This window comes from Myroides sp. C4067 (assembly GCF_038039665.1).
In the GTDB taxonomy this organism is placed as follows: Bacteria; Bacteroidota; Bacteroidia; order Flavobacteriales; family Flavobacteriaceae; genus Flavobacterium; species Flavobacterium odoratimimum.
In genome coordinates, this window is sequence record NZ_JBBPHJ010000008.1 from 61,024 (window position 1) to 76,088 (window position 15,065).

Below are 15,065 nucleotides of genomic sequence, written 5' to 3' on the forward strand. Positions count from 1 at the left end.
TTTACATTTTAAAGAAATTATATTTTTTTACATTGAGAAGTACATACTTGTAAATTAATACAAAACTAATAAAATACAAAAAGTACAATATACTATAAACTCCTAGAACAGACTCAAATCCATAATATGGTACTAGTAAAAAACATAACAACAGGTTCGTTAAATTAAAAATAACTTCAATAACAATAGCTAATTTAATTAATGCTTTTGCAACAAGTATAAAACTTAAAATTTGCGCTAATACTTTAAAAAAGTCACCTATTAATTGCCAATAAAGGACTGATCCCACTACAGCAAACTCATCTGTAGCAAGAATTTTAATAATAAAATACCTACCAATATAAATTACGGTTAAAACAATTATTGAAATAGGTATTACAATTTTATAAGTATTTCTAACTTCTTTTTTCAAATCTTCTACTAAACTTATTTCTGAAATACGTGGAATATAATATGTAGAAATAATTATAGAAAAAAACATAATAGTAACACTAGATACTCTTAAAACAAACTCATAATATCCAGCTGCGGCTAGACTATCCTCTCTTATAATTATCTTTCTAATCAAGATAGTTACTATAGGTACTAAAACAGTAGAGAACAAAGACAAAACTGCATATTTAGATAAATCAATAGCAAAACCTCTATTAAAGGGTAAAAAAAGATACTTTTTTATGGAATACCATTCTTGTTTTCTAATATAGAAATAAGTTACTATAAATATAATAGTTTGATTTAAAGCCAAACTAATTAAAACTCCCTCAATTTTATAACTATAAATTAATAACACTGTTATAAGTAAACCAAAAAGATTACTAACAATGGATATTAAATTAAACTTTTTAAATTCTTTAAATCCATTAAGAACAGAAGTAAATAAAGAGTTTAAACCACTTAAAATGAGTGTAACTCCCAACACTATAAATACATAATAAAATTTACTATCTAATAGAATATAAGTAGATAAATAATATGCTCCTAAAACTATTAATACAGCTAATATCAAGCTACTGTATATGACAAGTCTTAAACCTACACCTATAATAGAATTTAATCGAGTAACATCTTCTTTAGCATACTGAGCTACATATTTTACAATACCTTGACTAATTGCTGTTCCTGCTAAAGTAACAGACAACAATACAAAGTTATTCAATTGTCCTATTAGTGCCAATCCTTCAGGTCCTAACAATACAGCAACAACTTTTGCAATAACAACAGCTGATAATATCTTAGAAATAGCAGCAACCCCAGAATACAGACTAGCAACTAAAAATGCGTTATTTTTAAATTTATTTACTAAGTTATTTATCATATCTACATACCCAACACACTATACCTCGGCCTACTAGCCCTAGTAGGATATTCCTCAGTAGTGATTGGATTCACTTTTATATTAATATTATTCTCTTTAAATATGGATACCGCAAAGTCATACCAAGAGCAAATTACATCGCCTCTATAATGATAAACCCCATAATCATGATTTCCTTGCATCAGAGACATTAAAAAATGACATAATTCTATTGCATGAGTAGGACAACCTATTTGATCCATTACAACACTTACTTCACTTTTAGTCTCTGCTAATCTCAACATCGTCTTCTTAAAATTATGACCATAATCAGAGTACACCCATGAAGTACGCACGATATAGTAACGCTTCATATTCGCTTTTATGTATAATTCTCCCTTTAATTTAGAAGCACCATACACATTAATAGGATTTGGGATATCAGAGACAGTATAAGGAGTCTGTTTATGACCATCAAATACAAAGTCAGTAGACAGGTGCACTAACGTAGTATTGTATTGATTACATGCTCTTGTTAAGTGCATTACTCCTTCAGCATTTACTTTATACGCTAATTCTTCCTCATCCTCTGCTCTATCTACAGCAGTATAAGCAGCTAAATTAAAACAATAATCAGGGTACACTTTACTGAAAACCTCATCTATCGAAACTTCATTCGTTATATCTAACTGACTAGAATCAAAGAAAAAGAATTCCACTCCATCATATTCATGACTTATAGATTGTAAGCATTGTCCTACTTGTCCTTTAGCCCCTGTAACTAATATCTTGATCATATAGGTAAAGCATTTTCGAATAATGGTAATACCTTATCTTTATCAGAAACGATAACCTCATCAAGATTAAACTCCCAATCAATCCCTAAACTTGGATCATTATAGATGATACCCCCTTCAGATTCTTTATTATAAACGTTATCGCACTTATAAGCGAATATTGCCGTCTCACTCTTTACTAAAAAACCATGCGCGCACCCTCTAGGGATAAACACCTGTTTAAAATTATCTGCTGATAGCACTTGAGTGAACTGCTGTCCATATGTACTAGAGTCCTTGCGAAGATCCACTACTACATCTAATACCTCACCTTGTAATACTCTTACTAGCTTAGCTTGCTGATAAGCTCCTCTTTGGTAATGAAGCCCTCTTAGAACGCCCTTAGAAGACTTAGATTGGTTGTCTTGAATAAAACGTACAGCTAACCCTGTTTCTTTCGCAAAAACAGCCTCATTAAAGCTCTCTAAGAAATATCCTCGCTCATCGAAGAATACCTTTGGTTCTATGATAACACAATCTTGTATAGGAGTAGTAAATACCTTCATCTTTTCAACTAAATTCTAAGACTATAAAATTACACTTAAATTCACAATTTAACATATAAATCAAAATAAAAAGCCACCACATATATTCTGTGATGGCTCATTTATCTTAAACTATTTAGAATTTAATTACTTAATATTAAATATCTGCTCTAGTATTTTAATGGTAATTAAGTAAGTAGGCTTTACTCCTGTTGTACCTAACCCTCCTGAAGCTAATGTACTACCTGTCTCTAATGGGTTATCAGAAGCATAGTAAGCATATCTTACTTTCACATCAGGATTAATACTTTTTCTGATCTTAGAAGCAGACTGTATTGCTTTTTGGTAGTGAGCACCTTCCATCTCTAGACCGATTACACCCCATGTAGAATCGTGGAAGAACTTTAATAAATCCTTATTTTGAAGTGATGTCCCTAATACAGTTACCATTGTTCCTCCAAATACAGGGATATCATCATTCTTAAACATATCTACTGTCAATTCATTGTCAAAAGGATAATTATCCCCTGTTCCCTCATTAATATGAGCGAATGGAATCATGATATCTCCTTTACCTCCCACTAAGATACCTGCTTTACCCATGATAGATACAGATTCCACATCTATCATCGTTGTCTTTTTATAAGGCTTTAAAAGCTCATCAATCGTCTCATAAGCCTGCTCACCGAAAGCGTAATCCATAACGATAATCACAGGATACTCTCCTTCTATTTGCTGAGCCTTAAAGTTTGTAGTAGCGAAATCTATCTTAGCAGTATCGAAGATTTGTACGTCAATGTTCGTTCCTGACTCATCTCTTAAGAAAGTCATTCCTTCATTTTCAGCGCGTTCATTAACCAAATCTCTAAGGTGTTTGTTCTCAGGCTTGCTAAGCTCTTCGTATACCTCTAGCTCAGAACTTACCTCTACTTCACTCTTTACAACTGAAGGAGCAAAGATAGAATTCATAACACTGTGCATATTCGCACTGATGATATGGATTGGACGTTCTAATAATCCTTTAGCTGTGAGCACCTCTTTAATTCTATCAGACCACATTTCTCCATAGATATGGTGTCCTAGACGTTCTCTAAGTAGTGGGCTAAAAGTGATTGTACGTTTATCGTTATACACATCCTCTTCTATCGCTAACTTTCCTAACCAGTAAATCACGTCTAAGAAACGGTCTGGATTCTCAGGAATAGCGAATTTCTCATATACATCTAGAACCTCAGCAAAAGAACGTCCTAATACATTAGCTAGGTGAGACATGATTACCTCTTTCTCCTCTAATTCTAAAAACTCTTCTTTTTTAGCTGCAGTTTCTATCTTTTTCCAATCGCGAGTTACCTTACCATCTTCTCCTATCAATACACGATCTTTAATTTTATGCGATTCGATGAATATAAATGTCAAGTGAGTCAAAACATCATAGATATCAGATCTACCTCTAGTGATCTCGATATTCATCTGTTCCTCATCTATTCGATAACAGTTTCTTCTTCTCTTAGGTGGTACTATAGCTGTAAAGTGAGAGAATGAATACCCCTCATCAGATGTCAAGTTAATATAACGACACTCCTCTATTCCAATCGGAAGGCGTTCGATAACATATAACAATCCGTTTAACTCTACTTTTTCTTCTGCGATAGTACCATATATTTCTGGACGCAATTCTAATAGCGCTTCTCTTAATGTATCTCCTGACACTCCCATCGGTTTATAAAAACCTCTGTTAAACAAATGGCGCATTGTAATATACATACGCTCCACAGCTGCAGACGACACTTGCGCTCTCGTTCTAGATATATTCTTTATCTCTTTCATATACTTCTCCTTTTTACGTCTTATTATTTCTTTTTACTAATATAATTTTAATTGATCAGCGATGATTCTATCATTGCTTAATCTAGGCAACTTATTTTGCCCTCCTAGCTTTCCTATACTTTTCATATAATTATTAAAGCCTTCTTGTTTTACTTTAGAGATGACTAATGTCTTCAACACCTTTCCTACAATTAGATCATCATAATACATATTCTGCTTTCTTAGAGCATTATCTATCTTTAAAGCAAAAGCTTCTAAATCCTCAGGTTCATTGCCGAACTCTATCAACCATTCATGGTAAGGCAATCCCTCTTCTGGACTAATCTGTGGTGCTACAGTAAACTCATTAACCGTTACTGACGTACCTTCCATTGCTTCTTGTATAGCAGACTCTACCTCCTTACCGATCACATGTTCTCCGAATGCAGAGATAAAATGCTTTATACGCCCAGATACCACTACTCTATAAGGTTTCAGGTTAACGAACTGTACCGTATCACCGATATTATATCCCCATAGTCCAGCGTTGGTAGAGATAATTAATACATAATTCACACCTAGCTCTACCTCTCCTATCGTATATCTTCTAGCATTCTCATTAAAGAACTCCTCTACTTTTATAAACTCATAGAAGATACCTGCATTTAGCAACAATAACATCCCTTTCTCTGTCTGTGTATCTTGATAAGCGAAGAATCCTTCAGAAGCAGGGAACAACTCTATAGATGGTACCTTACGTCCGATCATTTGTTCAAATTTACCTCTATAAGGCTCATAGTTTACACCTCCATAAATGAACAAATTAAAGTTAGGAAATATATCCCCTACAGGTTTACCTTTTTTCTCCTTTAGTTTTTCGAAGTACATCTGTACCCAGCTCGGAATACCAGAGATCACACTCATATTCTGATCTACTGTCTCTTCCACGATAGCATCTACTTTAGTCTCCCAGTCCTCTATACAGTTTGTTTCTAGACTAGGCAGTCTATTCTTCTGTAAATAAGCAGGAACATAGTGAGCTACTATCCCTGATAATCTACCTAATTTTATACCATTTTTCTCATCTAGTATAGGGCTCCCTTGTAAGAAGATCATTTTACCATTTACGAAGTCCGCTTTACCTGTCTCATATACATAAGCTAATATTGCATTACGAGCAGCTTCTATATGATACGGCATAGACTCTTTGGTTAATGGGATATACTTAGCCCCCGAAGTTGTACCCGAAGTCTTTGCGAAATATAAAGGTTTACCTTTCCACAACACATCACTCTCACCAGCTACTACTCTATCTACATAAGGTCTTAATCCTTCATAATCTCTGATGGGTACATGTTTTACGAAATCTTCGTAGCTATTAATATAAGCAAAATTATGGTCTTTTCCAAATGCCGTATGCTTAGCATCCTCTAACAATTGTTCAAAAACCTTCTTTTGCGTATTAATAGGATCATTGACCCACTTCTGTGTTTTCTTATGTATAATTGAAGCAAATACTTTAGCCCCAAATGATTTTATTGACATATTCTCTTATTCTAAATCTATAAATAATGAGCTATCTAATGGATAGGCATCTTTCCATAATTCGAAGTGGAAGTATTTTGTAGAAGCATTTAATGCGGTAGCCTCACTACTTCCATCAAAAAGACCGATTACTTCTCCTGACCTTACACTTTCATATTCTCCTTTAGTAAGAGAAGTTAAGTGTTTATATACAGATATTAAACCTTCATCGTGTAGCAAGATGATTGTATAACCATCTTTTATAGTCCAGTCTACGAATAACACTGTGCCTTTACTAATCGCTTTTACAGGTGTATTAGCAGGGGCTCTAAAGTCCACACCGAAGTGCATTGCTCTACTATCGTATTTTCTAACTATTTCTGCATTAATTGGGCTAAACAGGACTTGGCTAACTTTAGGTTTACTCTCTTCGAAGAGATTATACTTATCCTCTAGTCGAACCATTTCTCTTAGCTTCATATCTGTTTCACTAGGATCTTTATGCTCGATTTGATTTAATGGTTTCTGAGTTAACTTTAAAGAGTCTATACTAGCCTCTGTCACCTGTATTTCTCCTAACAAGGCACTTTTGATTGCACTTAGATACTGTTGATTCTGTCTAGACTCATTCTCTAGCGAATCTACTTTCAGAGCTAATTCAACTGCCTTTTGTTTTAGCTCAGCAGAAGAATACCCAGGTATATATTCCTTTAACGGAGTTAATACCAACATCAAAACAGTTGATAGAATAAATAAAAATACCAATGTAGTACTGGCACCAAAAACATTAAGTAAATTAAGCTTAAAAGACTTTACATCTTCGAACGTCTTATCATTAACGATAACAATACGGTATTTACTTAAAAGTGTATTTTTCCACTTTTTTCTTTTATGTCCCTTTCCTAACATCTGTACCTATTTTACTACACAAATATAATAATTATAAAATTTGACTCTATCACTTTACCTAAATATTCACAGTTTAAAAGAAAATTCCTTACTACATAAACGTTAAAAGTTAAATAAAACCTATTACGAATAAACGTTTTACATTTTTCTTACTATATTTGTCGCTACTTAATGTTTCAAAAAGATTATTATGAACTCATTACACATATTTTTAGGAATGGTTGGGCCATGGCAAATTATAGTTATTGTAGCTATCATTCTATTGTTATTCGGAGGTAAAAAAATCCCTGAATTAATGAGAGGACTTGGTTCTGGTATCAAAGAATTTAAAGATGCTACTAGAGACGAAAACGCTCAACAGACAACTAAAAAAGAGAATACACAAGATAACTCTAAGACAGAATAATTCTGTTCTAAACTTATATATTTTACGCGTTATATGGCTTGCCGTATAACGCTTTTTTTGTTTCTATACATCACTATAGCTCAAAAAAAAGTACCTATCTTGACAATAAAAGATAGGCACTTCACTTATAAAACATAATAAAAACACTACTTACCTGCTTGTTTTCTTTTTCAATAACAACATTATTGTTTTCAAACTCAAGTACCAATTTAAAAACAAGTATCGTGCCAAAAACAAGATTTAGAAATGTTTTTTTATTTATTTTTTCAGCCTAGAATACGCGATAGAGTAAATTCTACAAAAACAGCTCTCAACTTATCAAAAAAGCATACTATAGTATAGTTTTAGAAGAAATGAAAGAGATGTGAAGTAGTATTTATCGTAGTATTAAGCGAATGCGGAATCTAGGTTTAATCTAATATCATAGACAGCTGTATTCTCTTTTTAGCAACATCTACATCCGTCACCTTCACTTGTACATGCTGGTGTAACTTCACTACTTCATTCACGTCTGATACAAAGCCTGCCTTAAGTTGAGAGATATGCACTAGACCACTCTCCTTAATCCCTACATCAACGAAACAACCAAAGTTGGTAATATTATTGATAATACCAGGTAATACTTGACCTATTTTTAAGTCTGTAATTTGTTTCACACTAGGATCAAACTCAAATACCTTAGCACTACGTCTAGGATCTAGACCAGGCTTCTCTAATTCTTTTAAGATATCTTGAAGCGCTAATGCTCCTACCTCACCCGTAGTATATTTATTAGCATCTACTTTAGCGATAAGCTCTTTATTAGAGATCATATCCCCTATAGACACCTTCATATCTTTAGCGATCTTCTCTACTACACCATAAGCCTCTGGATGTACAGCAGAGTCGTCTAATGGATTCTTAGCGTTCTTAATACGCACAAATGCAGCTGCCTGTTGGAAGGCTTTATCTCCTAGTCGAGGTACTTTCTTAAGTTCTGTTCTGCTCTCAAATGGTCCATTCTCAGTTCTGTATTGCACTATATTCTCAGCCATCTTCTCACCTATCCCAGACACATAGCTCAATAACGATTTACTAGCAGTATTTAGGTTAACTCCTACTGAGTTCACACACTTCATCACCACATTATCTAGCTCTTTTTTAAGCATAGACTGATCTACATCGTGCTGATACTGTCCTACTCCGATAGACTTAGGATCTATCTTCACTAGCTCTGCTAATGGATCAGACAGACGACGCCCGATAGACACAGCACCTCTCACTGTCACATCATAAGTAGGAAACTCTTCTCTCGCTATCTTAGACGCAGAGTACACAGATGCTCCAGCCTCATTCACTACGAATACTTGTACAGGCTTATCAAAAGCTATTTTCTTAATAAAGAACTCCGTCTCTCTAGAGGCTGTACCATTACCGATAGCGATAGCTTCTACATTGTATGCATTGACCATAGAGCGAATCTTCTTCATCGCCATAGTAGTATCCTTCTGAGGAGCATGAGGAAATATAGTCTCGTTGTATAACAAATCACCTTGCTCATCTAAACAAACCACCTTACACCCAGTCTTAAACCCTGGGTCGATAGCTAATATGCGTTTCTCTCCTAATGGCGAACCTAATAACAACTGAGTAAGGTTATCCGCAAATACCTGTATAGAGTTTAAATCTGCCTTCTCCTTCGCTTCTACCAAGGCCTCATTAGACAATGCAGGTTCTAACAGACGTTTATAACTATCCGCTACTGCCTTCTCTACTATCTTACCACACTCATTCTTACCTTTAACTACATTATCTTCTATGAAGCTAATAGCCTCACTCTTATCAATACCTACATTAAACTTGATAAAACCTTCTTTCTCTGCTCTTAGAATAGCTAATAATCGATGTGCAGGTATCTTATACACAGGTTCTGCCCAATCAAAATATTGCTCAAACTTCTGCGCATGCTCTTCTTCTTTTTTTGCCTTTACTACCTTAGTACTGATCACCCCACTGCGTTGGAACTTTCTTCTCAGTGATTTTCTCACATACATATTTTCATTAATCCATTCAGCAATGATATCAGATGCCCCCTGTATAGCCTCTTCTTCACTTCCTACCTTATCATTAAGATATTTAGCAGCGATAGACTCTATATCATGAGCATTCTGAGCCATAATCACTTTAGCCAATGGTTCTAAACCATTCTCTCTAGCCGTATCAGCCTTCGTCTTACGAGTCTTCTTATAGGGCAAGTATAAATCCTCTATCTCTATTAGATCAAAGCTATTTGTAATCTTATTGCGCAATTCATCTGTTAGCTTCCCCTGTTCTTCTATAGAACCTAATATAGACTCCTTTCTCTTCACTATCCCTTCGTACAGCTCGCTATACTTTGCTATTTTTTCGATAATCACCTCATCTAGATTACCAGTTCTATCTTTTCTATATCTAGCGATAAACGGTATAGTACATCCCTCTCCTAACAGAGACAGCGTATTCTCTATACTTTTTGCACTAGCACTCACAGCCTGTTGAATAAACTCTATCAACGTCATATTTTATTATTTTAAGAATAGCTAAAATACTACCTTTGTCACAATAAATAAATCTCATGAAGTTTTTATTCCTATATCTACTTATAATAAACTATTTAGCTTTCTCCATGTTTGCCTTTGACAAAGAACAAGCGATTAAAAACAAAAGACGTGTTTCTGAGAAGAACCTCCTGTCTCTTTGCTTTTTTGGAGGAACACTAGGTGCATGGATTGCGATGAAGAAACTTAGACATAAAATCTCTAAAGACTCTTTTAAACTAAAGTTTTATGCCATCCTAGCCATACAGGTAGCCTTATTCTTTATCGTCTTTAAACGATAATATCCATAAAAAAAGACCTATAACCGCAGTCATAAGTCTCTTGTATATTACTCTTCTGCAGTTTTAAGCCAAAGCAACTTCATATTGAGTCTTCTCTCAATTGAAAAACTATACCTCCAAATCTAGCAGGCTGTGCTGTAAATATTTTTCCATCTAAATGACAATCATCAAAATAAAAAGTAGTCTCTGTTTTCTCAACTACATTATTACTCTTTAAATGTTTTACTTCTATTCCATCATATCCTAAATAAACAATGTCTAAAAGTAATCCATCCTTATCATACATCTTTTTATCTGAACATTCTCTACAGATATGTTTAGGATACCTACTATAAAACTTAACTAAACTATGACAGTTAGAGCACCACTGTTTTATTTCTTCTCCTCTATATTCATCACTATAAACTAAATTTATCCAACTGTTTATTTGTTCATATTCTTTAAAGGTAAAACTTTGTTGCCTATGTAGTTCATTTATAGTCCCCAACACAACACTCGCTAAAGCAAATGGACTTGTTTTAATATTATAACAACGAATATACTTTAGGTACCAATCTTCATCTTGTACAAAAGATTCCCATAAGTTCTTAATACTTGAAAATTCAATAATAGGACTTATTGTTCCAGCTCTCACTAACTCTCTAAAATCAAATTGTTTCGATTTATTTAATTCATAAACCTTATAAACGCCCTTATCAAAAATATTCAGAACAACATTAGTCTGCTTATAATAAGCAAATAATATGTCATAATCCTCTAACTTATCCTCATATCCCTTACTAAAATCAACTATAGATGGTCTATTAGCATACTCCTGTTTAATTCTAATTCGTTCCTCTATTTCTTTAATCGTACTTTCTAATAAAGTATCCTTTTTTTCTCCATAAAAAGCAACACCTTGACTTGTAGTCACATGACCTCCTTTTAAAAAGACTAACGTTTCATCTATATAATCACAATCTACTTTATCATCATATTTACGCTGTCTTGTGTATTTAAACATCCCGTCTTCAGTATAAATAGTTTGCATATCATAATTAAAGAAAGCCTTCCTTTCTTTATATGTCATTATTTTACCATACTTTGGTTCAAGGATATAACTCTTTTGTGGTTGTCTAATCATACCTGCACCAGATACCCATCTATCTTCATTTTGATCTACTGTATGTACATATATTAAGCCTGATTCAAAATCTTTAAAACTATGGCTTACTTCCCAGCTCCAATCTAACTCAATATAATATCCCCTATTTGCACAAACAAAGTAATTTAACTTCTTCATATTTTAAAACCTTCTATTTTTCTTATCATCTAATCACTTCTAAAGCACCTCCTTCTTTAGGTCTATGTAAACTAATCTCATAAAAACTAGTTCCACCACCTTCACGAGTTACCAATATCAAGGGTGATTTATTATAATTCTCCTTATCTATCCTTACTAACCTTACTATACGACCATTGGCATAGAACCTCATTTCATAATCTTTTAAAGGTTCTATCTCTTTGGTTTTATAGCTATTTTTCCAAAAATCAATTAAGAAACTAGCATAACTACTACTTTTTAGATAAGAATAGCGATGATAATCCCGTTGGCTTTGATAGGCAATACGCGCCAAATGTTCCGCTTCCCCTTTACTAAGAAGTTCTATAATCTCGTTGTAAAAGATTTCTACCTCCTTTAATAACTTACCCCTGTCCTCTGGCTGAAGATCAACACTATTCATCCAATGTTGTACATCGTGTTCGTAATAAACATAAGGAGCATCAAAAACAAAACTGTCTTCAAATACCATTAAAGAGCTCTCATGCTTTGGTAAAGAATAGGTATGAACAGTAGTAGATTCTCTGTTTTTATTTTGACAGACAATATTAAAATCAAATTTAGTCTTACTTAGATCTAAGCTCTTCTCACTAACATAGTTTACATCTACAGATGGAGTGACTATTACTTCTACTTTCTGTACACCACTCTTTACTATAGCTTGATTAATAGGAATATTACCAGTAAAAACTCCTGATGCATAATGACTCAAAACAGGAAAACCATTCACTAATACTTCATAAGTACAACCGTGTGATTCTTTAACCTCAAGAATGTACTCTAACTCATCATCATACACTTTTACTTCTTTAAACAGCTCTTTTGTCTTCTCTACAAAGCTTGGATTCAATTTATCTTGAACCTTATTTGGCTGTTGTCCACAAGCATTCAAGCCGAAAACTAGTATCAGCATAACTATTAGTCTATTCATGACTTACTCTTTTATTTTTAGCTACTATTCTAATAAACCATTTATTATCAAAACAATTACTATAAATATACAGTAAATTTTTATTCAATAATTACCTCCCCACATACACCACCACACTAGGATTATACACCTTAGAATTGTACAGTGTCAACTGATCAGGATTGTTATTAATTGGATAGAAGAACTGTATCTCTGCCACCACCATCTTTAGACAATCTCGATGAGGTATCAGGACAGATAGCGGGTGAGGACTGATCACCTCATCACTCTTTTTGAAATCAATAGATAATGTGCTGGTTTGCTTACCGAGCATCTCATCTGTATCCGTCATGAAGAAACCTTCTATGCGCAAACTAGCATGTGTACACATAGGAGGGAAGTCTACCTGTTCTATCGGGATAAATGGCGCCACTGATACAGTTATCTCCTTATTTTCCAACACATCTACAGCTATATCTACCAAGAAGGTATCTGTAAATAGTTTGGTTGTATTCCATTCAAATCCGACTACCTCAGCAATAGAAGTATTGTACAGTGTAGTCTCTGCTATCGGCAGTACAGTATTCTTGCGCAAGGCCGTCATCACTAGCCCCATTAATCGCAGATGAGCAGTAGACTCATACCTCATCCCTAAGAAATATTCGACATGCTTACGTATATGTTTCAGGCTCTGTGCTGTGTGCTTAAACAGCCTAGCTGAAGGGTTCTTGCCCTTATCTTGCTTTGAGCGATTAGGCCTGCTTTGCACGATCTGTACATTGTTTAAAGACCGAAAATACACAGGCCCACTTACTCCTGTAATTTTTCCTTTTGGTGACATCTTTGCCATAACTTTTAATTTTATAGGTTGGTATTCTAAAGTTGCACAAAGACTATTCCACCTTATCGGTATATGATTAGTAGGTGATAGGGTAGTGATAGGCTATTTTGCGATGTTTTAAGCCGATCAAATGCCCATCACTAGCCGACCAAAAGCCGACCACCCAAATAATAATAGCACAAAAAAGAGAGGTAACCCCTAATTTAAGACAATCTGTACCTGTACAATTACTGAACACATCCGTTCATTTTAGTTGCTATTGAACTGATATTGACAGTGACAACCTCATTTAGTCAGCGACAGCTAAATAACTCAATGTCAGTTAAAATTCAAATAATAAAGTAGTTAAAGTTCACTTATCCCACTACATACCAAAAACCTAAATGCATACTGCTCTCGTCTATTAAACCTAGAAGAGAAAGACAAGCCTCGTTCCCAAAATAACCATAGCAAATCTCCTTCGTATTGCCTAAGGTATGACCCAAAACTATTTCTGAATACTCATTCTCGTTACGCACAGAGATAAAGTGTCCTTTCGTATTGTCAAAAGCATTGAGATAAGATTCTTCTACAGCATCCGAAGCAGATAATAGAGTAGAGGCTTGGGCAGTATCTTTAAGAGAAAACTTACCATTCTCTATACAACCAAAGTAGGAAGGCACTGTGAAGTTAGACTTGCTTATCTCGTGATACTCCACCTGCACTGTACTCATATTTACCATACTGAAGAAATCTTGGGTTTCTTTTGTGTTTCCTATCACTGCTTCTAATGTCTTAATCACCTCCATAGAATTAGCAAACAGCACATTAGCATACTCGTTATCATAGTTGCGCACTAAGCAATGATATACTAGCCCTTCTACTTGGGTCAGCTGTCGCTCAAATCGAGCTACTGCAAATAATAATTCGTCGTCACTTACTGTGGTTTTCTTTCTAAAACTGGTGAACTCCATCGCACACACTGGAGCATTACTTAAGCGTATCATACTTTCTATTGTTAAGATTGTGGAGCAAAAGTAGAATAGGGTAGTTACAACCTTTTGTCAGGGGTGTATACGCTTATTTTTTAATTTTAGGATACACTTTCATAATGTCGAAGTAGGAGTTCCTAAAAGCAACTAAGCTCTTATAACCTACTTTAAAAGCGATTTCACTCAAGGTAAATTCTCCTGTATCTACTAGCTCTATACTCTTCAAGATACGGATAATCTGAAGGTACTTCTGTAGAGTGATACCCGTCTCTAGTTTGAATAGGCGCTGTAGATTGCGCACAGACATGGTAGAGATACTGGCTAGTTCATCTAAGTCGAGCGTTGAGGTAAAATGATCGTTGATATAAGCACATACAGGTATTAACCTATGATCAGTAGGGATAGGTAATTGAAGCGATTGATTCTCTTCACAGAACGATTTTAAACTAATGAGAATAGCTTGTAAGAACTGTTCTTTCTCTAGCTCTAGTTGGATTACTCTATTCCACTTCGTCGCATACTGTAGCATCTCCCTCAGCACAGTAGGAGCAGGGAAGATATGTACTTGATTATAGAATGAGTCAGCTGGCACATCTTTATACAACAGTACTTTTAGGTTGATATCCTTCGCTGTAGAGGTAGTTGCGTGTTGCTGTCCTGAAGGTATCCATGCTACGTGATACTGAGGGACTAGATAGATACAGTTATCTACATGAAGGTACTGATAGCCCTGTTCTACATAAGTGAGCTGATATCGCTGATGAGCGTGCTGATACTCATCGTGAACAAAGTTGTCCTCATACCATACATACGCCTGTACCTCATTAGTATCATCATATACTCCTAAGAGTTTCTCGGTCAATCCACATTTGATATTGGCGTTTTGCATATATTTTTTGACAAAT

The 15,065-nt window shown here is 34.6% G+C and carries 14 protein-coding genes; 2 read left to right on the forward strand and 12 right to left on the reverse strand.

From position 1 onward, the window contains the following. Nucleotide 1: 1 nt before the first annotated feature. The 6 genes from AABL87_RS07770 to AABL87_RS07795 form a co-directional block, all read right to left on the reverse strand. Nucleotides 2-1,315 carry an O-antigen translocase gene (locus AABL87_RS07770; protein WP_006265987.1) on the reverse strand — a complete coding sequence of 438 codons (1,314 nt, stop codon included), beginning with the start codon at nt 1,313-1,315 and terminating at the stop codon, nt 2-4. Nucleotides 1,316-1,317: 2 nt separating this feature from the next. Continuing rightward, on the reverse strand, nt 1,318-2,091 hold the full coding sequence (gene rfbD, locus AABL87_RS07775) for a dTDP-4-dehydrorhamnose reductase (protein ID WP_006257975.1): 774 nt from the start codon (nt 2,089-2,091) through the stop codon (nt 1,318-1,320). After that, nucleotides 2,088-2,636, reverse strand: coding sequence for a dTDP-4-dehydrorhamnose 3,5-epimerase (gene rfbC / locus AABL87_RS07780; protein WP_006257974.1), 549 nt, complete (start codon nt 2,634-2,636; stop codon nt 2,088-2,090). The genes rfbD and rfbC overlap by 4 nt, the downstream gene beginning before the upstream one ends. Nucleotides 2,637-2,762: 126 nt before the next feature. Next, nucleotides 2,763-4,442, reverse strand: a complete 1,680-nt coding sequence (locus AABL87_RS07785; protein ID WP_006257973.1) for a DUF6909 family protein — start codon at nt 4,440-4,442, stop codon at nt 2,763-2,765. A 36-nt stretch (nt 4,443-4,478) separates the two neighbouring features. Then, on the reverse strand, nt 4,479-5,966 hold the full coding sequence (locus AABL87_RS07790; RefSeq protein WP_006257972.1) for a GH3 auxin-responsive promoter family protein: 1,488 nt from the start codon (nt 5,964-5,966) through the stop codon (nt 4,479-4,481). A 6-nt stretch (nt 5,967-5,972) separates the two neighbouring features. Then, the gene (locus tag AABL87_RS07795; RefSeq protein ID WP_006257971.1) at nt 5,973-6,854 is read right to left on the reverse strand and encodes a murein hydrolase activator EnvC family protein; all 882 of its coding nucleotides are present in this window, start codon (nt 6,852-6,854) and stop codon (nt 5,973-5,975) included. Nucleotides 6,855-7,044: 190 nt separating this feature from the next. Here AABL87_RS07795 and AABL87_RS07800 point away from each other — a divergent pair, with 190 nt between their 5' ends. Further along, nucleotides 7,045-7,260, forward strand: a complete 216-nt coding sequence (locus AABL87_RS07800) for a twin-arginine translocase TatA/TatE family subunit (RefSeq protein WP_006257970.1) — start codon at nt 7,045-7,047, stop codon at nt 7,258-7,260. A gap of 410 nt (nt 7,261-7,670) precedes the next feature. On the opposite strand, the gene AABL87_RS07805 is transcribed toward AABL87_RS07800, so the two are convergent. Continuing rightward, nucleotides 7,671-9,797: a Tex family protein gene (locus AABL87_RS07805; RefSeq protein WP_006257969.1), complete on the reverse strand. Its 2,127-nt coding sequence runs from the start codon at nt 9,795-9,797 to the stop codon at nt 7,671-7,673. Nucleotides 9,798-9,853: 56 nt separating this feature from the next. Between AABL87_RS07805 and AABL87_RS07810 the strand changes: the two genes are divergently transcribed. Beyond that, nucleotides 9,854-10,117 (forward strand): DUF1294 domain-containing protein, encoded by a 264-nt coding sequence (locus tag AABL87_RS07810; RefSeq protein WP_006257968.1) that lies wholly within the window; start codon nt 9,854-9,856, stop codon nt 10,115-10,117. Nucleotides 10,118-10,196: 79 nt separating this feature from the next. Here the strand turns inward: AABL87_RS07810 and AABL87_RS07815 are convergent, their stop codons facing one another. The 5 genes from AABL87_RS07815 to AABL87_RS07835 form a co-directional block, all read right to left on the reverse strand. After that, a complete protein-coding gene (locus AABL87_RS07815; RefSeq protein ID WP_341277146.1) occupies nt 10,197-11,399 on the reverse strand; it encodes a hypothetical protein in 1,203 nt (400 codons plus the stop codon). A 25-nt stretch (nt 11,400-11,424) separates the two neighbouring features. Next, nucleotides 11,425-12,369 carry a hypothetical protein gene (locus tag AABL87_RS07820; RefSeq protein ID WP_341277147.1) on the reverse strand — a complete coding sequence of 315 codons (945 nt, stop codon included), beginning with the start codon at nt 12,367-12,369 and terminating at the stop codon, nt 11,425-11,427. A gap of 91 nt (nt 12,370-12,460) precedes the next feature. Further along, nucleotides 12,461-13,198, reverse strand: a complete 738-nt coding sequence (locus AABL87_RS07825; RefSeq protein ID WP_341277148.1) for a hypothetical protein — start codon at nt 13,196-13,198, stop codon at nt 12,461-12,463. A 347-nt stretch (nt 13,199-13,545) separates the two neighbouring features. Beyond that, nucleotides 13,546-14,175, reverse strand: a complete 630-nt coding sequence (locus AABL87_RS07830; protein ID WP_341277149.1) for a hypothetical protein — start codon at nt 14,173-14,175, stop codon at nt 13,546-13,548. Between the two features lie 73 nt (nt 14,176-14,248). Then, nucleotides 14,249-15,049 carry an AraC family transcriptional regulator gene (locus AABL87_RS07835; protein WP_341277150.1) on the reverse strand — a complete coding sequence of 267 codons (801 nt, stop codon included), beginning with the start codon at nt 15,047-15,049 and terminating at the stop codon, nt 14,249-14,251. Between the last annotated feature and the right edge of the window lie 16 nt (nt 15,050-15,065).

Bases quoted from the DNA above. Each gene is read 5' to 3' on its own strand.
- AABL87_RS07770 (WP_006265987.1), bottom strand. From the start codon at position 1,315: ATGATAAATAACTTAGTAAATAAATTTAAAAATAACGCATTTTTAGTT.
- rfbD (WP_006257975.1), bottom strand. From the start codon at position 2,091: ATGATCAAGATATTAGTTACAGGGGCTAAAGGACAAGTAGGACAATGC.
- rfbC (WP_006257974.1), bottom strand. From the start codon at position 2,636: ATGAAGGTATTTACTACTCCTATACAAGATTGTGTTATCATAGAACCA.
- AABL87_RS07785 (WP_006257973.1), bottom strand. From the start codon at position 4,442: ATGAAAGAGATAAAGAATATATCTAGAACGAGAGCGCAAGTGTCGTCT.
- AABL87_RS07790 (WP_006257972.1), bottom strand. From the start codon at position 5,966: ATGTCAATAAAATCATTTGGGGCTAAAGTATTTGCTTCAATTATACAT.
- AABL87_RS07795 (WP_006257971.1), bottom strand. From the start codon at position 6,854: ATGTTAGGAAAGGGACATAAAAGAAAAAAGTGGAAAAATACACTTTTA.
- AABL87_RS07800 (WP_006257970.1), top strand. From the start codon at position 7,045: ATGAACTCATTACACATATTTTTAGGAATGGTTGGGCCATGGCAAATT.
- AABL87_RS07805 (WP_006257969.1), bottom strand. From the start codon at position 9,797: ATGACGTTGATAGAGTTTATTCAACAGGCTGTGAGTGCTAGTGCAAAA.
- AABL87_RS07810 (WP_006257968.1), top strand. From the start codon at position 9,854: ATGAAGTTTTTATTCCTATATCTACTTATAATAAACTATTTAGCTTTC.
- AABL87_RS07815 (WP_341277146.1), bottom strand. From the start codon at position 11,399: ATGAAGAAGTTAAATTACTTTGTTTGTGCAAATAGGGGATATTATATT.
- AABL87_RS07820 (WP_341277147.1), bottom strand. From the start codon at position 12,369: ATGAATAGACTAATAGTTATGCTGATACTAGTTTTCGGCTTGAATGCT.
- AABL87_RS07825 (WP_341277148.1), bottom strand. From the start codon at position 13,198: ATGGCAAAGATGTCACCAAAAGGAAAAATTACAGGAGTAAGTGGGCCT.
- AABL87_RS07830 (WP_341277149.1), bottom strand. From the start codon at position 14,175: ATGATACGCTTAAGTAATGCTCCAGTGTGTGCGATGGAGTTCACCAGT.
- AABL87_RS07835 (WP_341277150.1), bottom strand. From the start codon at position 15,049: ATGCAAAACGCCAATATCAAATGTGGATTGACCGAGAAACTCTTAGGA.